A 19,294-nucleotide genomic window follows, 5' to 3' on the forward strand; every position below is an offset into this window, starting at 1 on the left:
TGCGTTCGGTCGTTCAGATAATCGATAGGAAATTATTTCACCATTAAACATATCTAGAAATGCATCTAAATAAGCCTTTTTAATGGTTACTTTTCCGTCTTCTCCAGTAACGAAATACTTGAATTCAGAGGTATCCGTTGTCAATTTTTGATGTGGGATGGATGTATGGAAACGGCGGTGAATACGATTCTTCTCAACCGTTCCAACATTGCCTTTGTATGTACTATATTTGCGAGATTTTCTCGTAAATTTCACGCTCTGTAGACCCAGTTTCTGTTTAATACGCTGTATTTTTTTATGATTCACAACGATTCCGCGGTTGCGCAATTCATTATCTATTCTGCGATAACCGTAATTACCATGATTCTCTTCAAAAATTTCACTAATAACACGCTCAATTTCTTCATCTGGATTTTCTCTATCAAATCGCTTTTGCCAATACATATAAGTCGCTTTAGGGAACTTCGTCGCTTCGAGAAGAATACTCAATTTGAATTCTACTCGGAGTTCGTGGATGATTCTGGCATCTACTTCTTGAGACGATCCGGGACAGGTAACCCTAAAGCTTGAAGCTTTTTTATGAACGCAAGCTCCGCACGTAATAATTCATTTTCTCGTTCTAATTCCTGTTCACGCGATAATTTCTTTTCTTCCTTCGTTTTCTTCGGTTTATCTGACATGGATGGACGTCCTTTCGTTTTTGGAGAAATTCCACCGATACCATGTTTTCTAAATGCCGTAGTCCACAATGAAACCATCGAGTCATTTGGCAGATTGAATTTATGAGCGACATCTCGGATAGATTCTCCACTATTTAAATAATAGTTTATGACATCAAGTTTAAATTGAATAGTGTAATCCGAACGTCTTTTCTGTTTCCTAAGAGAATCAAATCCTAGTGCAGTTACTTGTTTCACCCACCTTCTCACCACTCCATGGCCTGAGGAAATACCAAATTGAAGAGCTATTTGTCTATAACCTCCATGCCCTTGAAAGTAGGCTTCAACGACTTTTTTCTTAAACTCATAATCATATTTTGTCAAAATAAATACACCCCAAAAGTTAGATTTTTGGTCTAACTTTTGGGGTGCAGTACACATTCTAAAAAGAAGAGTGACTTTATTAATTACATAAAGATAATAACAGCTAGTACAGCAGCTAGTGCTAAACGATAAATAGCAAATGGCATTAATTTCACTTTTGAAACAAGTGCTACAAAGAATTTAATAGAAAGTAATGCAAAAATAAATGAACTAATGAAGCCTACTACATAGAAGCTAAAATAATCCATAGATAGCGTATCCCAGTTTTTCAGTACAGATACTAGACTAGCACCTGCCATAATTGGTACTGCCATAATGAAAGTAAAATCTGCAGCCACACGGTAACTCATACCAAATAGTACACCACCGGAAATTGTTGCACCTGAGCGAGAGAACCCTGGCCAAAGTGATAAACATTGTACTAAACCTACTTTAAATGCTAAACCATAAGAAATCTTATCTAGCGAATCCACTTTTGGTTTTTTCGGTGCAAATTTATCTGCAATAATCATTAAAATTGCCCCAGCTACTAAAGCATAAATAACATGCTCTACTTTAAATAAATGATCATCGATAAAGTCTTTAAATGCAAAACCTAATACAGTTGCTGGCAACATGCCCACAATAACATGCATTAAGTTGAAGCGACTTTTCATCGAAGTAGATTGTCCTTCGATTTTATATAGCCCCACTAAGCTCAACATTCGTTTCCACATCACAACGACTACAGCTAATATAGAACCTAGTTGAACAACAATTTTAAATGTATTGGCGGGATACATCCCTAAAAACTCCTCTGTCTTTAGCCACATATCGTCCACAATAATCATATGACCTGTCGATGACACTGGTGCAAACTCTGTCAACCCTTCGACCATGCCTAAAATTAACGCCTTTAATAACTCTATAATATCCACATTGTCACCTTACCTTTTATTAATTAAATACCAAAATATAATAAAATACACTTTTTCATATACTATGACTGTAGTATTTAGTTATGAGTAGACTTCTTACTCCAAACGCCATCCTTACCAACTAACGAAAGTTTATATCCACAACCCATAATTCAGAACGGCTGCCTATTCGCATGGGAGGACCCCAAAAGCCAAAACCTGATGAAACAAGTGTATGCATTTTCTCCTTCATCTTATAACCATAATCCAGCTCAAATACACGAGCTGTAATATACTGATTGGGCCATAATTGACCTTTATGTGTATGACCTGACATATGGAAGTCTACGCCCATTTTTGCAGGCATATTTAAATCATTTGGAGTATGATTCATGACAAACCAAGGCAAGTCATCTGTTGTCTTCAATGTATCTAGTTGTTTTCTATACCTGTTTGTAATATCCTCTTGACCCGTTAATACTAACACATTATCAATTCTAATAGTTTCATCACACAAAACTTTTACATTAGCGTTTTCCATTTCTTTAATAAATTCAGGGATTTTCTTGCCATAATACTCGTGATTGCCCAGTACACCATACACTCCATATGTAGATGTTATTTGCTTCATCACATCTGCCATTCCATCGTCAACAAACCATTTAGGGTCGTCGTCCACAATATCCCCAACTAAAAAGACGATATCTGGTTTTGCCTCATTCGATAAAGTAACAAAGCGCTGTAAATGTCTTTTATGTGATAGCACACCTAAATGAAAATCTGATGCTACTACAACTCTCATCGATTCTAACTCACTACTCTTTTTATCCATCATTATTTCTAAATGACGGACAACAGGCGAATATGCTAAATAGGTGCCCACAATACTTAGTACAAACAACGTAGCAATTGCAATACCGCCAATTATCTGTACGTTTTTAAAAGGACTTAGCCAAATAATCAAGTTTGCTAGCAAACAAAGCAATAATCCGTATTCAAAAATAAACATCCAGTAATTATGGATAATCGAAAATACTCGCAAGGACTCATGCAATCTACTAATAATAATACTAAACGCAATGATACACAGCACTAACCAATATAAAATTGGATAACGGAACCATCCCATTGCCATAAGCCACTGTCTCAATCCCCATCCTAAGTAAAAAGTTAGTGCACTATATATACTTAATAAAAGAATTCCACCAATTACTTTAGGCATATTTTAGTCCCCTACTTTCAATATAGTCTTAGTTGATTATAGCATTATACTTAACATTCACATTTGTTGTAAGTACTATATCAAGTGTACATATTTCTTGTCATTCATTCGTATGATTTACATGACAATTTAATTTGGAAGGTTACAATATAGTAATCTAAGGCAATTACACGCAATCGAATACAACGTCAGGAACCACTCGATTAGAACGAAAATCAACCAATATGGAGATGGTTCTTACTTTTACATAATTCAACTAATTAAGATTACGAAAAAAACTATGAATAATATACTTTAATTTTTCTGAATATTTAAGTAACATTATAATTGCAAGTGAAAATTTACGCATGTACGAGGAAAAAAGGGGTGTTGTTCATATGGCAAAATATAAATTCGAATCAACAGAGCATGAATTATTTCGTAAAACGTTACGCAAGTTTTTAACAGAAGAAGCCGAGCCAAACTATGCACAATGGGAGAAAGATCATCTTATTCCACTTGAATTTTGGCGTAAGCTTGGCGAAATGGGCTATCTATGCCCTCAAGTAGAAGAGCAATACGGCGGTCTCGGACTCGATTTTAGTTTTGGCGTTATTATTCAAGAAGAGCTAGAGCGTGTAGGTTCGAGCCTTATTGGCGTTGGTCTGCATAACGATATTGTCGTGCCCTATATTGAGGCATACGGCTCAAATGAGCAAAAATCACGCTGGCTACCAAAATGTGTTACAGGCGAAAATATTACAGCAATTGCTATGACGGAGCCAGGCACAGGTTCAGATTTGGCAAACATCCAAACTACTGCTATTCGTGATGGCGATCACTATATCGTCAACGGACAAAAAACATTTATTACAAATGGTATTCATACAAATTTAGCGGTCGTTGCTGTAAAAACAAATCCTCAGGCAGAAAAAAAACATCGTGGCATTAGCCTCCTTGTCATTGAGGACGGGACACCAGGCTTCACGAAAGGTCGCAAGCTCGAAAAAGTAGGAATGCACGCGCAGGACACAGCCGAGCTATATTTTGAGGATTGTCGCGTACCTGTAGAAAATCTTCTTGGTGAAGAAGGAAAAGGCTTTATCTATATGATGGAAAAGCTGCAGCAAGAACGTTTAGCAGTAGCCATCGCCGCACAAGCCGCTGCTGAGGACATGGTATCTTTAACTATTGATTATGTAAAATCACGTGAAGCCTTCGGAAAGTCAATTAGTGACTTCCAAAACACGCAATTTAAAATAGCTGAAATGGCGACAAAAATTGAGCTTGGCAAATCTTTTTTAGAATCTTTAATAGAGGAACATATCGCAGGAAATGATGTTGTGACAAAAGTTTCAATGGCAAAATACTGGATAACGGAAAATGCACGTGAACTCGCTGTCCAATGTATGCAGTTACATGGTGGCTACGGTTATATGGAAGAATATAAGATCGCTAGAAGATATCGAGACATTCCTGTCATGTCCATTTATGCAGGTACAAATGAAGTGATGAAAGTGATTATTGCCAAGAATTTAGGGTTATAACTAAGAAAATATGGCACTTCGGCACAACGAGTGGCCAAAGTGACGGAATGAAGGGCCGGAACGACGGATTGAAGAGCCTATTCGACGGAATGAACGGCTGGAACGACGGATTGAAGAGCCCATGCGACGGAATGAAAAGCCGGAACGACGGATTGAAGAACCGAAGTGACGGATAGAACCGTCAATGTCGTGGATAGAACCGTCAATGTCGTGGATAGAACAGCCAAAATCGTGGATAGAACAGGATGGTCCCGCCTATGCGACGGAATAAACGGCCGGAACGACGGATTGAAGAGCCCAAGCGACGGATTGAAAAGCCGGAACGACGGATTGAAGAGCCCATGCGACGGAATAAAAAGCCGGAACGACGGATAGAAGAGCTCATGCGACGGAATGAAGAGCCGAAGTGACGGATAGAACCGTCAATGTCGTGGATAGAACAGGATGGTCCCGCCTCTACAACGGAATAAAGGGCCAAAATGACGGATTGAAATTCACAACATTCAAAAAGGAATTCCTCACATATTTTAATTTTCAACATCATGAAAACAGCGGCAAAAACATTTTGCCGCTGTTCTTTGTTTATTCTGTTGGAATTCGAACGATTACCTTAAATAAATCTCCATCTACTTCTATACTCATACGAGCACCATGTAAATCTACAATGGATTGTGCAATGGCTAAGCCTAGCCCTGAGCCCTCTGTATGGCGTGAAGCATCCGCTCGCTTAAAGCGTTCAAATAACTCATCGGCATTTTCACTAATTTCATATTTCGCAACATTCTTCACCGTGAATTCAGCGTCACCTTCTGCTGTACGTTTCAATGTTACATAAACACGTGTGCCTTCTAATGCATATTTCAATACATTAACGATTAAATTATCGATTAGTCTCCACCATTTTTGTCCGTCCACATACGCGTAAATTGGCTCATGTGGTTTTGTCATGCGTAAATCTAAATGCGCCTGTGCTAAATCTTCCTCATGCTCCCCTACCGCCTGCTGTACAAGCTGGGTTAAATCAACTCGACTGCGATGAAGCTCCATATTACCACTCGCCATTTTAGATACTTCAAAAAGATCCTCAATTAATAATTTTAGACGTTCTGATTTTTTATCAAGGATATGAATGTATTGTTTACGCTCTTCCTCTGTAATATCAGGATTTTTCAGTAAATCTGTATACGTAATAATGGATGTTAAAGGCGTGCGTAAGTCATGACTAACATTCGTAATAAGCTCTGTTTTTAAACGCTCACTTTTTGCCTGTTCATGCATAGACGTGCGTACGCCTTCTCTTAAACGATTAAGATTTTCTGCATGCTCCGCGAGTGGTGATTTGCCCTTTACCTTAACATCGCGATTTAAACGTCCTTCTGCCATGTCTTTTGTATCCTTCATAATTCGGTTTAAGTAGCCCATTCTTGAGAGGAAGAGAATCAATGCTGGTATACCGATCATTGCGCAGATGCCCAATACTAGAACGGGGAATCCGCCACCTCCTATCATTGAGGCAACAAGGCTTCCACCACCGAAAAATGCTGCCCCAATCATGACAATAGCATGTAACCCAATGGAACGATTTATAAATAAATCTGTAATTGATCCTCCTAGAGACCATAAATAACTAGCTTTTAAATTCTCCTCTAATTTCTGTGCTGTATTCACTCGCTCATACAACCAAATTAGCTGTACAAAAAATAGCATTGCAATAATGATTAAGGCACCCATTTTAAACAACAGACTAATTAAGTAATGCACATAGTTCGATTGATAAGTGACAAACTCAATCGATTCAAAAGCAATTTCAGATGCTGCCAAATATATGAATGCATTTATTAATAATAATCCAATTGGGTAATCAATTTTCAGCTTTAAAAGAGCCTCTTTTTCCTTTAAACCTTGTACCACTTGCAGTACTTCTTTACGTCCTTTCCATGCAAAAATAGCTGCCACGATACTCGTTAACCATATAAAATAGAAAATGTATTGATTGCGTGTAAAATGGTCATATCCTCCCAAGATATCGACTGCTTGTGCTGATTTTTTTGAGATGGTTATGATACCCGTGTAATCGGAAGTTTCACTTAAATTTTCTGTATCAATGGTGATATCAGTTTGATAAAAAATGCCGTTTAAATTACCACTGATATTAGAAGTAGTTAACGGATGTTGCCCAGTATACTTTATTTTGAACGCACTACTATCCGAAACATCACCTGATCGATATGTTTTACCTGTTTCAGTGTTCGTTAATTCATAAGACCAGTAATTATTATTTTTCGCAAAACTCTTTGCTTCTTCTTTTGCTGTCTTTATATATTTATCAACGAGTTCTTTCTTTTGAGCTAGAATTTTTTTACGGACATGCTCATCATCCCCGAAATTTGTCGTAATATCTTTAAGTTTCTCATCTCGCTCTTTTTCAAGCTTTGTTTTTAAATCCGTTGCATTTACTTTAGCAGCTTCTTGAATGCGCTCTTCGTATTGGGCTTTAATATTATCTATCTGTTGCCCTAATGTTCCATAGCGATTACGATGTTCTTCAATTTCACTTTGTGTCACCACAATCTTACTTTTTAAATCCTCAGCTGTTGGTAAATTTAACACTAATGGTCCTAATTCTGATTGAAAATTATCAAGTTCATTCTGGAAATTTCCCGATTGAAAATAAGATTTACCAATATATTGGTAACCGGCTTTAGAGAACGTAAATATACCGAAAATTACCCAGATTAAACATATAAGAGCGAGAAGAGATTTCCAATTTTTTAACATACTTTTAACTCCTCTCTAAAATATCCTATCGAGCAATTGTAGCATCCCCGAAGAGCGGGCAGTTACTATCTGATACGCATACACACCGAAATAAATTAGTCCAATAACCCCTGCTACAAACCCTGCAATTGTAACATACTTCTCTATTTTATTTTTCCATTTTATAGCCAACGCCCCACACCACCTTTAAATAGCGTGGATTTTTTGGATCTGCTTCGATTTTTTCACGTATTTTTCGAATATGTACAGCTACAATATTTTCTGCATTGTAAGCTTCCTCATTCCATACACGCTCATAAATCTCATTTATCGAAAACACACGCCCTGCATTTTTCATTAATAACTCCGTAATTTTATATTCGATTGGTGTTAATCGAACAGGCTCACCTTCTAAATTGACTTCCTTTGCATCTTCATCTAATACAAGTCCGTCAATTTCCACCTTTGCTGCTCCATCATTGTACGTCCCAAGTTGTACATAACGTCGCAGCTGAGACTTCACTCGAGCCAACAACTCTAATGGATGAAAAGGTTTTGTCACGTAATCATCTGCACCTACAGACAAGCCATGAATTTTGTCGCCATCTTCCGCCTTTGCACTAAGCATAATAATGGGAATATTGCGCTCTTCTCTAATTTTAAACGTCGCTGTAATTCCATCCATTTTTGGCATCATAATATCTAAAATAATTAAATGTACTTCATTGTTTTCTAATTTTCCGAGTGCCTCTAAGCCGTCAGCAGCTTTAATGACATTGTAGCCTTCATTCTTTAAATAGATTTCAATACCATCACGAATATCTTGATCATCGTCTGTTACAAGAACTGTTAGTTTCGTCATGATATACACCTCGCTCTCAATTAATAGTGTACCTTTCAAATCTTAAAAACCAGTTATTATAAATATGAAGAATTTCTTAAGGTTTTAATGAATCTTATCAACTTATATACAGGCATATATTTCAACATATATGTGCAAAGGAGAGGCCTCTAGAAAGGGCTAGTCCAATCCCTCCCATATGAACAGCCCCTTCCCCATTAATAACGAATTGCCATTACAGATGCTATTCCCCACACCTTTGTCGGCTGTGATTTCAATAGTACCCATTCTAAAGCACCAGATAAGACAGGTGCGCTACCAATTACAATGATTTCAATAGCTACACCTGTTAGACGAATTGATGAGAAAAAAAGACCTTGGAAAAATGCAATGCTCGTAGCAACTATACTTGTCCATTTTCATGACCATTTCAGGATACATCATTTATTGCCCCTCGAACGTCACCACGCACTAACATTAATAATACAGATTTATCCAAAATCAAACAATTACCATTTTCCTCTTTCTTTCATTTATTAACCCATAGTAGGCTTTCTATTACAGGGAGGTTATAATAAAAACAACAAAAGGAGCGAAATTATGTATAAAACAATTGAAGAAACAGCCATCGAGCTTGGTATGCCCGAGGATCAAGTACTTCGCCTAGTTTACGAGGGCCGTATTCGTTCAGTATACGACGGGGACCAAATACTGATTAATAGCGGGCAGTTCAGCACTTATTTTGAGCAATTAGATCGTATTAAAGAAGAAATTGAAATTTGGAGGAATACACCTATTCCAGAGGATATTGATGTTAAAGATGAGGATTAAAAAATGCCTATCATTCAAACAATTAGAACATTGTTGAATGATAGGCATCTATTATATTGTTACGACAAATCCAGCTCGCTTACCGATAATTTCCGCATAATCCTCAACCATTACACTAGCTGTCGGATACATACCTGCCCCAGGTCCAACTAGCGTTAATGTGCCAATATAATTTGTATCCAATGCCACAGCATTATTGACATCATCAACTGGATAAAGCGGATGTTCTTTATCAACTAACTGCGGTCCAACCTTCGCGACCACTTTACCATCTGCTAGCTTCTCAACCTCAGCTACGTGGCGATAACGTAAGCCGTTTTCACACGCTTCTTTTACTTGCTCTGTCGAAATACTATCAATGCCAACCACTTCGACGTCAGCCCAGTCTGGTTGTTCACCAAATGCCAAATCACTTAAAATCATTAATTTTTTAAAGGCATCCTGACCAGAGATATCATTATATGGATCTGCCTCTGCATAGCCTAAATTTTGTGCCTCTTTTAAAGCCGTTTCGAACGACCAGCCCTGTGAACGCATTTTCGTTAAAATATAGTTGGATGTCCCATTTAAAACACCCTGAATACGACTAACATCATTAACAAGCAAAATATTTTTCATCGTTTTAATAACTGGTACACCACCAGCAGTTGTAGCCTCAAAGCCAACAAAAACACCGTTTGCTTTTGCAAGGTCCTGTAGCTCTAAGCCTCGCTTGGCGAACATTACTTTGTTAGCTGTGATGACATGACATTTATGTTCAACAGCGCGCTTTAAGTAAGTAAATGCTGGCTCCTCATTGACGATCGCCTCAAAAACAACTTGTATACCCGGTTCTGCTAAGACTTCATCCATACTAGTTGTCATTAAATGTGCTGTGCCTGGTACACGTTCACGGCTAGCATCTGTAACTAAAATTTTTGCTACTTCTAGCTCAATTCCTAATTTATTTTTAAGCTCTTCGCGCTTTTCGTTTAAAATATGGTAAATTCCTTGACCTACCGTTCCAAATCCTAATATAGCTGCCTTTATAGTTGCCATTGTTGTTATTCCCTCCAACTTACATTCCGCAGTTTCATTATATTTATTTCGTCTCAGCTTAATTCGTACAGATTTTGAATTGTGCGCCGACTTTACAAAGCAGGTCAACTTGCCGTGTCTCTAACACTTCGTTTTCAATCAGATATTTAGTCATGTTGTTTCACTCTCGCTACAAAAATATTCCGAATAAAGATACAAAGTCTGTGAAACAAACAAATTCAAATAATTCAAAATTCAACTTAAAGAAAATTGTAACGTAAATACATACATTGCACAAGAAAAATCTTTCTAGGATGGACATTTGTTTCCTCTAGGAGTGCAAAAGAAATCGTTTTCATCCCTTTTAATAATGATTTTTCACTTGATCTATATTAATTGAACAAATATTGACGATTCTTTATAAAAAATAAGGATCATCACCATAATGTGTGGTTGATTTCCGTTTCGACTGAGGGCGTTCGATGAGCCGCTTGGGCCAACAGGATGTTGGTCACGAAGGCGTTATCACAGGATGTGATGTTCTTAGCCTTCGTTCCCCTATTTGCTCGCTCCAGGGTCCGGGCCAACAGATGTCTTTTGCGCGAAAGCGAAGCGGCAACGGCACCGACGTTGGTCGCGAAGGATGTGATGGTTTTAGCCTTTGCTACTCTATTGCTGATCCCCAAGGAGTCGCCCAGTCAGAACGAAGATTAACTTATATATGGCATAAATTTTTAACAAATGTCATCCACAACTTTTGGTGATGTACCAAAAATAAATGCCTTTCTTCTATTATATATGTATGTAAAGACATTCATAAAAATTGTTCTTTTAAAATATATTAATAAAAATTTTTTTCTGTATATTTCATCATCTAATTTAAAAAGCTCATTCCCTGTAGCAGCAGAGAATGAGCCCGATTATATGAGGGATAATTAGCTAGCTTTGGCTAGCAATTTATAACGATATTGAGTTAAAGCTTGTTGCACCAATCCTATTTCCTCTTGCGTGAAATTTGGTATTGCATACGTACGTTCAACTAATTGGAATGTACCGTATTTTAAGTAATACTCTGTCGCAGGTAGAGGAATATGATTTGCTCCATAGCTTTCATAAGCTTCGAAAACTTCTTTTACTGTATAACCTTCCTCTTTGCCATAAACGATTTCCTTAAACGTAGAATGTCCAAAGATCTCTTTCCATTTACGCTCAACTGACGCAAGTATGTTTTGAATGGACATGTTGTTCACAAATACATGACCTTCATTTAATTCATAAATAAGATAAGATGCTATGTTTTGCGCACTATAAACATTTCCCATTTAAAAACACTCCTTATCATCAGTTTTTGTAGATAAGAGTAGCTACTGGCTGAGCAACTACTCCTCTTTATATATTCAAAAGTGGGGGAGCACTTATGAAAACTAAATTAGTCTATAAATTGGTTCTAGGTTGGTAGCCTTTCGAACACTTTTCTTAATCCCTAGTATAAAACAAGGATTTAAGTAAGTCAATAATACTTATAAAATTACTTGGTATTAATTTTAAACAATTTCCTTACTCTCACCAAATGAGGCGAGCGGATGATGCAGCAACGTTTTACGCATTACCAAATGAGGCCAATCGAATGAGAAAATACGTAAACGCTACAACATTAACCAATGTTTTTTTATTATTATGCTTCTACTTGTTGTTGTGAAGCTGTTACTTGTTCAATAGCTTGTTCTAAATCTGCAATAATGTCCTCTATTGCCTCTAGACCGATGGATAAGCGAATGAGCGACTCGGTTACGCCAGTTTGGATTAGCTCTTCAGCTGATAGTTGCTGATGTGTAGTAGATGCAGGATGAATAATTAATGATTTGGCATCCCCTACATTTGCTACGTGCGAGAATAATTTCACACTATCGATTAATTTACGTCCTGCTTCACGTCCACCTTTAATACCGAAAGTAAGCACTGAACCGAAGCCATTTCTCAAATATTTTTTTGCTAAATCATGAGTAGGGAAATCTTCTAAGCCATTGTAATTTACATATTCCACAGATGGGTGGTTTCGTAAATATTCAGCTACTGCTAGTGCATTTTCATTGTGTTTAGGAATACGCAAATGAAGCGTTTCTAATCCTTGTAATAAATTAAATGCTGCATCTGCACTTAATGTTGGTCCAAAGTCGCGTAGTAATTGTACACGCAGTTTTGTGGCAAATGCAGCTGCTGCTGTGTCAATACCATAACGCAAACCATGATATGAAGCATCTGGTTCAGTAAAGCCTGGGAAACGTCCACGAGTCCAATCAAACTTCCCTGCATCTACTACAACGCCACCTAAAGTTGTACCATGGCCGCCAATCCATTTTGTTGCGGAATGAACGACGATATCAGCACCGAAGTCAATTGGTGTAGAGCCATATGGCGAAGCAAATGTGCTATCAATAATTAATGGCAAGCCGTTTTCATGTGCAATATTTGCTACCTTTTCAATATCTAGTACCTTTAAACTTGGGTTCCCGTAAATTTCAGCGAACACGGCCTTTGTTTTATCAGTAATAGCTGCTCGGAAATTTTCTGGATTTGTTTCGTCTACGAAAATCGTTTTAATACCGTAGTTTGGTAGTGTGTTGGCGAATAAATTATAAGTACCTCCGTATAAAGAGCTAGCTGCAACAATTTCATCCCCTGCACCTGCAAGATTTAAAATGGAAAATGCGATTGCTGCTGCACCAGATGAAAGTGCTACTGCTGCTGTACCGCCTTCTAATAAAGCGACTCGCTTTTCAAAAACATCTACAGTTGGGTTTGTAATGCGCGTGTAAATATTGCCAGCTTCCTCTAAGGCAAAAAGACGTTGCGCATGAGCAGTGTCTTTAAAAACGAATGCCGTTGAGCGATATACGGGTACTGTACGAGATCCTGTTACCGGGTCTGGCTCTTGGCCACCGTGTAACAGCAATGTTTCTGGTTTAAAATTTGTCATTGTATACCTCCAAATGGTTATTTTTTTACGATGGTACCGGAGATGAGGAGGATTTTTTCAGTAGAAAACAAAAAACCCTCTTCAGCTAAGAAGAGGGTTGCGGTTGCAAGTTTTCCTCCCCTTATCTGCCAGATCCAAATAAGAATCTGTAGGAATTAGCACCTTAGCAAGTTCGTCACTTACTGGTTGCCGGGCATCATAGGGCCTATCCCTCCGCCGCTCTTGATAAGAGTATGAGATTCAATTTCCATCGTTGTTACACAGTATAAAACATAGACTTTTTCTCTGTCAACACTAAAATTTTATTTTTTCCGAAACTTCTGTCTGCTTTTTTATGTAATACAAACGCATACACTATTTTAATATTTAATAGTTTATCACCAAAACGTGGGGTTGATTTCCGTTCCGACTGGACGCTTTCCTAGGGGCGTCCAGCCTCCAATCAAATTATATAAATGGTATAGATTTAAACAAATTTCACTCCTATCTTTTGGTGATGAGCCTATTTATTTAGAAAGGAGGACTTTTATGATAAAGGCCGTTATCATTTTTCTTCTTGCTGGTTATTTTATTGGCTGTATTCACGGTTCTAAAGTTGCTCAATTTTTATCCGGAGTAGATCTAAAAAAGTCTGGTTTTGGCAATGCAGGTGCCTCTAATGCAACACTTTCCCTTGGATGGAAATACGGTATCTTAGTTGCACTTATCGATATCGGTAAAGGCGTTGCAGCTATTATCGGTGCTCATGTCTATCTAGCAGATACTACACAATTAACAGAAGTACAAGTTTGGCTCTTTACCTATATCGTAGCTGCCGGTGTCATTCTAGGTCATAATTTTCCATTTTATATGGGCTTCAATGGTGGCAAAGGAACTGCTTCAATCATCGGGATATTACTTGCGGTCGATTGGAAAATTGGCTTATTTGCACTCATTTTATTTGTTATTTTATCTTTCGCTACGAACTATTTAATTGCCGGTGTACTTGAATTTTATCTTGTTTTTTGTACAGCCACATATTTATGGATTCCTGGAGTTGGCCCAACGATTATAGCCTTATTACTTTTTGGCATAGCGCTCATTTTGCATCTCGAAAATATTAAACGATTAATACAGGGAACTGAGCCTAAAGTGACCTCTGCATTCAAAAAGAAAAAATAATATCTTTTGGAAATTTTCGTCTTTTCTGTGACCGCATTTTTTCTCGTAACTGCCCGTTATCGCTATAAATTGAGAGTATTTCACATGTAAATTTTCTTTACAATAAATAAACAAATTACTTTCTTAATAAAGCATTTTACTAGCCGATGTTACAGGAAATAATATCCACGTTTATAGAAAGGATGAAAAAGTATGTCTACTTCTGAACAAGCAAAATCGAAACGTAATTTGAAGCCGCTCTGGATTGGATTAGCTTTCGCTTCACTAATTATCATTATTTTTTTACCTAATAACGGCGATTTACCTGTAGCTGGACAACGGGCTTTAGCTATCTTAGCTTTTGCAGTCATTCTTTGGGTTACAGAAGCTGTCTCCTATCCCGTTAGCTCTGCCATGATTATTGCTCTTGTTACAATTTTATTAGGGTTGGCTCCGTCAATGGAAGATCCAGCAAGAGCGCTAGGAACATCGGATGCATTAAAATTAGCATTAAGTGGATTTAGTAATTCTGCAGTTGCACTCGTAGCCGCAGCTCTTTTCCTAGCGGCAGCCATGCAAATTACGAATTTACATAAACGTCTTGCACTATGGATACTTTCACTAGTAGGGACAAAAACGAAAGCCATTGTATTCGGTGCTATTTTAGTATCTATTGCACTCGCATTCTTTGTCCCTTCTGCTACTGCACGTGCAGGCGCAGTTGTCCCAATACTACTCGGAATGGTAGCAGCATTTGGGTTACCACTTGATAGTCGACTTGCTGCTTTACTTGTCATTACCTCTGTGCAAGCTGTCTCCATTTGGAATATCGGTATTAAAACGGCAGCAGCTCAAAATATGGTCGCTTTAAATTTTATTAAAGAACAATTTGGTGTTGATATTTCTTGGGGTTCTTGGTTACTTTACGCTGCCCCCTTCTCAATCATCATGTCAGTAGCTCTATTTTTCATTATGATTACACTAATTAAGCCTGAAACAAGTAATATTGAAGGCGGTAGAGAAGTAATCAAAAAACAGCTTGCGGAACTTGGTCCATTAAAAGCTCCTGAAATTCGTTTAATCATAACATCGGTAGTTTTACTATTTTTCTGGTCTACCGAGGGCAAACTTCACCCATTCGATACGACAACCGTCACAATCGTTGCAATCGCCATTTTATTAATGCCAAAAATCGGGGTCTATTCGTGGAAGCAAGTTGAACCGCATATTCCTTGGGGGACAATTATTGTCTTTGCAGTAGGAATTATGCTAGGGACGGTTTTACTTAATACTAAAGGTGCATCGTGGTTATCTGATAAAGTATTCGGTTCACTCGGTTTAGATTCTATGCCAATTCTTGCAACAATCGCGCTTGTTACTTTATTTAATATTCTTATTCATTTAGGTTTTGCAAGTGCAACAAGCTTAGCATCTGCACTTATACCAGTATTTATCGTTTTAGCCTCAACATTAACGACTAATGTTGATCAGGTTGGTTTCGTTATCGTGCAACAATTCGTTATTAGCTTTGGCTTCCTCTTACCTATTAGTGCACCGCAAAATATGCTTGCCTATGGTACAGGAGCCTTTACAACAAAGGATTTCTTAAAATCCGGTATTCCATTAACGATTATTGGATACATCCTAGTCCTTCTGTTCTCCGCAACGTATTGGAAATGGATTGGATTATTGTAAGAAGCAGATAGGTTTTTCTTTGGATAGCTGAGCAGTTCAGGGGGGTACCCGATCACTTCTCGGGGTTACTCGACCACTTCGTAGAGCTCCTAGGCTTTCGAGATTACATTAATAACAATTAAAAGCCTTGAAGGAACAAATCAACTGTCCTTCAAGGCTTTACAACTTTATTATTTCGATAAAGCAGGGTTCTTCATCGTACCATTTTTTGCGTAATTCACATGCCATGATAGTGCTTTTTCTAGATTGTGAGGCGTATGGTGTCCACCTGTTGCTTCATTGGCATCGTTAAAATACTTCCATAATTGCTCACGATATTCCGGATGGGCACAGTTATCGATAATGAGCCCAACCCGTTCTTTTGGAGCAAGCCCACGTAAGTCTGCTACTCCCTGCTCTGTGACAATTACGTCTACATCATGCTCTGTATGGTCTACATGCGATACCATTGGAACGATACTAGAAATATTTCCGCCTTTCGCATAAGATTTTGTGACGAAAATACCTAATCGCGCATTACGAGCAAAGTCTCCAGAACCGCCGATTCCATTCATCATTTTTGTGCCAGAAACATGCGTAGAATTCACATTCCCGTAAATATCTACTTCAAGCGCTGTATTAACAGAAATTAATCCGAGTCGGCGAATGATTTCTGGTTGGTTAGAAATTTCCTGTGGACGTAATACTAGTTTATCTGCATATTTCTCAAAATTACCATAAACTCTGTTTCCAACTTCCTCGGAAAGAGTAATAGAAGTTGCAGATGCAAAGTTTACCTTCCCTGCATCAATTAATTCGAATACCGCGTCTTGCAGTACTTCTGAATATACTTCTAAGTTCTCAAACTCAGAATCTTTAAAACCTAATAAAACGGCATTTGCTACTGAGCCTACACCTGATTGAATTGGTCTTAAGCTTGTTGTTAAACGCCCTACTTTAATTTCTTCACGTAGGAAATTTAATAAATGATTAGCCATAATATCTGTTTCTTCATCCGCAGGAACGATCGTTGATGGTGCATCTAAAATATCTGAAATGACAATACCTTTTACTTTGTCTAAATCTAGTGGTATACCAGGTGTGCCCAGCCGATCGGATACATATTGTAATGGAATTGGATCCCGTTCTCCCTGTGGTCCTGGTACGAAAATATCATGCACACCTTCTAATGCATCAAGCTGAGCTACGTTCAACTCAATGATTATTTGGTCTGCCTCTTGTACAAAAATCGGAGAGTTACCAACTGAAGTTGTAGGAATTAGTAAGCCGTCTTCTGTTATAGCAGCCGCTTCAATAATCGCAAAATCAATAGGACCAATAATACCTTGACGTACTAGTTCCGCATTATGTGATAGATGCGCATCAACGAATGTGATTTCGCCACTGTTGATTTTGTTACGAATACCGGCATCTGCTTGGAAAGGTCCACGTTTACGAATAACGCCAGCTTGTGCTAAGTATTGGTCAACTTCTGGGCCAAGTGATGCACCTGTATATACATCTACTTGGAAGTTCTCTTTTTTAGCTTTCTCTACTAGTGCAAGAGGTACCACTTTAACATCACCCGCACGTGTAAACCCGCTCATCCCAAGTACCATACCATCCTTAATCCAAGATGCTGCTTCTTCTGCTGTTACAACCTTGCTCCGTAGCTGTTCATTACGTAGCTTTTTCGCCAACTTTTCTGCCATCCCTTATTCCTCCATCCCACTTTATTTTGTTCAACTAGATTACTTGGTTCAATCATTCTGGTATAGTCATCCAATTATTAGAAATCTAACCAAATAAACCGTCGCATACATAATTTTAAACTATTTAGAATTTTTAATCTATAACTAACAAAATAATTTGTTTTACGAGAAATTTTATGCATTTGTAAATTATTTAAAAATAATTTCAACATCTAAAAAGTTCGATTTTGAAGAAGAAGCGTGATATGCTCTTGATATATATAAAGGGGAAAAGGAGATTTTATAGATGGTTAAAGAATTATTACGTAACCACTCTTCGGTTCGTATTTACGATGGAAATCCGATTTCAAAGGAAATTATTGAAGAATTAATTGCTACTGCACAAATGGCTGCTACATCCCATTTTGTACAAGCTTATAGTGTTATTTGGGTAACAGATGATGAGAAAAAAGAAAAATTAGGGTTGCTCTCTGGTAATCCTCGTCAATACGAAACTTCTGGCGGTGCCTTTGTCTTCTGTGTAGATTTCAAACGCCTTCAATCTGCAGGTAAATTAGAAGGTGTGGACATTGTGGCTGATTCGGCAGAAAACGTACTTGTTGGAGTAGCTGATGTTTCATTATTCGCTCAAAACTTTGTCGTTGCAGCAGAATCTATGGGATATGGAATTTGTTATATTGGTGGAGTGCGTAATAAACTTGAAGAAATAAGCGAATTATTCAATCTTCCTGACTATGTTTTCCCACTATTCGGCTTAACAATTGGAGTTCCTGCTCGTCGCAATGAAGTAAAACCTCGTTTACCAGTAGCAGCAGTATTACATGAAAATGAATACAATACAGAAAAATACGAAGAGCTTTTACCAGCTTACAACGACACAATGGAAACATACTATAATAATCGTTCATCCAATCGAAAAATTGATAACTGGACAAAGCAAATGGCTGATTTTTTAATTGAACAACGCCGTCCTCATATCAAAGAATTATTAGCAAAAAAGGGTTTTAATTGGAAATAACTTTATCAACAAGCCGTGTGGGGTTACTATCGTATTATAGTAACTCCACTTTTTTCATATTCTACATACGCCCCTATTCAGCACCTAGTATTTTTGTCTTGAGTGATATGTTAAAATTGGCCATAAATTAAACGAAAAGACTCTTTCCTTTTCAAAGAATTCCATTGATACTAATAGATGACCATTATGTGGAAAGGGGTTATGTAAAAATGTCCTATGTCAATAAACACCTTGCTAATACATTAGAACAACAACATAAGCGAAGTGTAAAAGGTTTATTTTTAAAAATTCAAGACTTAAATAATGATTGTACATCATTAAGAAAACGACTTGAACCAAATATCGACTTAGCTCTTTATAAGAATGCTATTGATTATGTCAATCAATTCGTTTCCCATACTAGCATCCTTAACTTGAAATTCGTTACAAATACGCAAAATCTAGAAGTCGTTGTGTTACATGCACTTTTATTAGGACGTATCTTAGAAAACGAAGACTCCCCTTCTTATGAGTATGAACATAAATTACTTCAAGGGTACATCCATGAAATATTTGCATTAAACGATCATGCAAAGATACTTTATACTAATCACCAGGAAAAAATGCTTCACTATATGGCGTCTCAACCAACATAAAAAAG

Annotated in this window: 17 protein-coding genes and 1 riboswitch; of the genes, 6 read left to right on the plus strand and 11 right to left on the minus strand. The window is 37.6% G+C overall.

Translation table 11 applies throughout. From position 1 onward, the window contains the following. The 4 genes from ACQKMV_RS22590 to ACQKMV_RS22605 form a co-directional block, all read right to left on the minus strand. Nucleotides 1-489 (minus strand): IS3 family transposase (locus tag ACQKMV_RS22590; protein WP_427506625.1); only part of this gene is annotated, 489 nt, incomplete at its 3' end. A gap of 38 nt (nt 490-527) precedes the next feature. Continuing rightward, the gene (locus ACQKMV_RS22595; RefSeq protein WP_427506626.1) at nt 528-1,043 is read right to left on the minus strand and encodes a transposase; all 516 of its coding nucleotides are present in this window, start codon (nt 1,041-1,043) and stop codon (nt 528-530) included. Nucleotides 1,044-1,126: 83 nt separating this feature from the next. Continuing rightward, entirely contained in the window at nt 1,127-1,960 is an 834-nt protein-coding gene (locus tag ACQKMV_RS22600) for an undecaprenyl-diphosphate phosphatase (RefSeq protein ID WP_427506627.1), read from the minus strand. Between the two features lie 121 nt (nt 1,961-2,081). After that, nucleotides 2,082-3,161, minus strand: a complete 1,080-nt coding sequence (locus ACQKMV_RS22605) for a metallophosphoesterase (protein WP_427506629.1) — start codon at nt 3,159-3,161, stop codon at nt 2,082-2,084. Nucleotides 3,162-3,538: 377 nt separating this feature from the next. Between ACQKMV_RS22605 and ACQKMV_RS22610 the strand changes: the two genes are divergently transcribed. Continuing rightward, nucleotides 3,539-4,687, plus strand: a complete 1,149-nt coding sequence (locus ACQKMV_RS22610; protein ID WP_427506631.1) for an acyl-CoA dehydrogenase family protein — start codon at nt 3,539-3,541, stop codon at nt 4,685-4,687. A gap of 582 nt (nt 4,688-5,269) precedes the next feature. On the opposite strand, the gene ACQKMV_RS22615 is transcribed toward ACQKMV_RS22610, so the two are convergent. From ACQKMV_RS22615 to ACQKMV_RS22625, 3 genes are all read right to left on the minus strand, one after another. Then, nucleotides 5,270-7,465 carry a histidine kinase dimerization/phospho-acceptor domain-containing protein gene (locus tag ACQKMV_RS22615; RefSeq protein WP_427506632.1) on the minus strand — a complete coding sequence of 732 codons (2,196 nt, stop codon included), beginning with the start codon at nt 7,463-7,465 and terminating at the stop codon, nt 5,270-5,272. Nucleotides 7,466-7,613: 148 nt separating this feature from the next. Beyond that, nucleotides 7,614-8,306 (minus strand): response regulator transcription factor, encoded by a 693-nt coding sequence (locus ACQKMV_RS22620; RefSeq protein ID WP_427426361.1) that lies wholly within the window; start codon nt 8,304-8,306, stop codon nt 7,614-7,616. A gap of 197 nt (nt 8,307-8,503) precedes the next feature. Next, entirely contained in the window at nt 8,504-8,692 is a 189-nt protein-coding gene (locus ACQKMV_RS22625) for a hypothetical protein (RefSeq protein WP_427506666.1), read from the minus strand. Between the two features lie 193 nt (nt 8,693-8,885). On the opposite strand from ACQKMV_RS22625, the gene ACQKMV_RS22630 reads away from it, so the two are divergent. Then, nucleotides 8,886-9,116, plus strand: a complete 231-nt coding sequence (locus ACQKMV_RS22630; protein ID WP_049667308.1) for an excisionase — start codon at nt 8,886-8,888, stop codon at nt 9,114-9,116. A 51-nt stretch (nt 9,117-9,167) separates the two neighbouring features. Here ACQKMV_RS22630 and ACQKMV_RS22635 read toward each other — a convergent pair whose 3' ends face one another. From ACQKMV_RS22635 to ACQKMV_RS22645, 3 genes are all read right to left on the minus strand, one after another. Continuing rightward, the gene (locus ACQKMV_RS22635; protein WP_427506634.1) at nt 9,168-10,154 is read right to left on the minus strand and encodes a homoserine dehydrogenase; all 987 of its coding nucleotides are present in this window, start codon (nt 10,152-10,154) and stop codon (nt 9,168-9,170) included. Nucleotides 10,155-11,068: 914 nt separating this feature from the next. Then, a complete protein-coding gene (locus tag ACQKMV_RS22640) occupies nt 11,069-11,455 on the minus strand; it encodes a hypothetical protein (RefSeq protein WP_427506635.1) in 387 nt (128 codons plus the stop codon). A gap of 353 nt (nt 11,456-11,808) precedes the next feature. After that, nucleotides 11,809-13,110 (minus strand): O-acetylhomoserine aminocarboxypropyltransferase/cysteine synthase family protein, encoded by a 1,302-nt coding sequence (locus tag ACQKMV_RS22645; protein ID WP_427506637.1) that lies wholly within the window; start codon nt 13,108-13,110, stop codon nt 11,809-11,811. A gap of 118 nt (nt 13,111-13,228) precedes the next feature. Further along, nucleotides 13,229-13,342: riboswitch (SAM riboswitch) on the minus strand. Nucleotides 13,343-13,638: 296 nt separating this feature from the next. Between ACQKMV_RS22645 and ACQKMV_RS22650 the strand changes: the two genes are divergently transcribed. Both ACQKMV_RS22650 and ACQKMV_RS22655 read left to right on the plus strand, forming a co-directional pair. After that, entirely contained in the window at nt 13,639-14,271 is a 633-nt protein-coding gene (locus ACQKMV_RS22650; protein ID WP_427506639.1) for a glycerol-3-phosphate acyltransferase, read from the plus strand. Nucleotides 14,272-14,463: 192 nt separating this feature from the next. Then, the gene (locus tag ACQKMV_RS22655) at nt 14,464-15,945 is read left to right on the plus strand and encodes a DASS family sodium-coupled anion symporter (protein WP_427506640.1); all 1,482 of its coding nucleotides are present in this window, start codon (nt 14,464-14,466) and stop codon (nt 15,943-15,945) included. Nucleotides 15,946-16,115: 170 nt separating this feature from the next. On the opposite strand, the gene ACQKMV_RS22660 is transcribed toward ACQKMV_RS22655, so the two are convergent. After that, entirely contained in the window at nt 16,116-17,636 is a 1,521-nt protein-coding gene (locus ACQKMV_RS22660; protein WP_427506641.1) for an acetyl-CoA hydrolase/transferase family protein, read from the minus strand. Between the two features lie 286 nt (nt 17,637-17,922). Here ACQKMV_RS22660 and chrR point away from each other — a divergent pair, with 286 nt between their 5' ends. Both chrR and ACQKMV_RS22670 read left to right on the plus strand, forming a co-directional pair. Continuing rightward, the gene (gene chrR / locus ACQKMV_RS22665) at nt 17,923-18,654 is read left to right on the plus strand and encodes a class II chromate reductase ChrR (protein ID WP_427506643.1); all 732 of its coding nucleotides are present in this window, start codon (nt 17,923-17,925) and stop codon (nt 18,652-18,654) included. Nucleotides 18,655-18,863: 209 nt separating this feature from the next. Further along, nucleotides 18,864-19,289: a hypothetical protein gene (locus ACQKMV_RS22670; protein ID WP_427506645.1), complete on the plus strand. Its 426-nt coding sequence runs from the start codon at nt 18,864-18,866 to the stop codon at nt 19,287-19,289. Nucleotides 19,290-19,294: the final 5 nt, after the last annotated feature.

It is taken from the genome of Lysinibacillus sp. NPDC094403, from assembly GCF_050278745.1.
Lineage (GTDB): Bacteria > Bacillota > Bacilli > Bacillales_A > Planococcaceae > Lysinibacillus.

What these genes read in the sequence shown, in the direction of transcription:
- ACQKMV_RS22645 (WP_427506637.1), bottom strand. Translation starts at nt 13,110, where the DNA reads ATGACAAATTTTAAACCAGAAACATTGCTGTTACACGGTGGCCAAGAG.
- ACQKMV_RS22635 (WP_427506634.1), bottom strand. Translation starts at nt 10,154, where the DNA reads ATGGCAACTATAAAGGCAGCTATATTAGGATTTGGAACGGTAGGTCAA.
- ACQKMV_RS22640 (WP_427506635.1), bottom strand. Translation starts at nt 11,455, where the DNA reads ATGGGAAATGTTTATAGTGCGCAAAACATAGCATCTTATCTTATTTAT.
- ACQKMV_RS22605 (WP_427506629.1), bottom strand. Translation starts at nt 3,161, where the DNA reads ATGCCTAAAGTAATTGGTGGAATTCTTTTATTAAGTATATATAGTGCA.
- ACQKMV_RS22615 (WP_427506632.1), bottom strand. Translation starts at nt 7,465, where the DNA reads ATGTTAAAAAATTGGAAATCTCTTCTCGCTCTTATATGTTTAATCTGG.
- ACQKMV_RS22620 (WP_427426361.1), bottom strand. Translation starts at nt 8,306, where the DNA reads ATGACGAAACTAACAGTTCTTGTAACAGACGATGATCAAGATATTCGT.
- ACQKMV_RS22630 (WP_049667308.1), top strand. Translation starts at nt 8,886, where the DNA reads ATGTATAAAACAATTGAAGAAACAGCCATCGAGCTTGGTATGCCCGAG.
- ACQKMV_RS22670 (WP_427506645.1), top strand. Translation starts at nt 18,864, where the DNA reads ATGTCCTATGTCAATAAACACCTTGCTAATACATTAGAACAACAACAT.
- ACQKMV_RS22655 (WP_427506640.1), top strand. Translation starts at nt 14,464, where the DNA reads ATGTCTACTTCTGAACAAGCAAAATCGAAACGTAATTTGAAGCCGCTC.
- ACQKMV_RS22650 (WP_427506639.1), top strand. Translation starts at nt 13,639, where the DNA reads ATGATAAAGGCCGTTATCATTTTTCTTCTTGCTGGTTATTTTATTGGC.
- chrR (WP_427506643.1), top strand. Translation starts at nt 17,923, where the DNA reads ATGGTTAAAGAATTATTACGTAACCACTCTTCGGTTCGTATTTACGAT.
- ACQKMV_RS22610 (WP_427506631.1), top strand. Translation starts at nt 3,539, where the DNA reads ATGGCAAAATATAAATTCGAATCAACAGAGCATGAATTATTTCGTAAA.
- ACQKMV_RS22660 (WP_427506641.1), bottom strand. Translation starts at nt 17,636, where the DNA reads ATGGCAGAAAAGTTGGCGAAAAAGCTACGTAATGAACAGCTACGGAGC.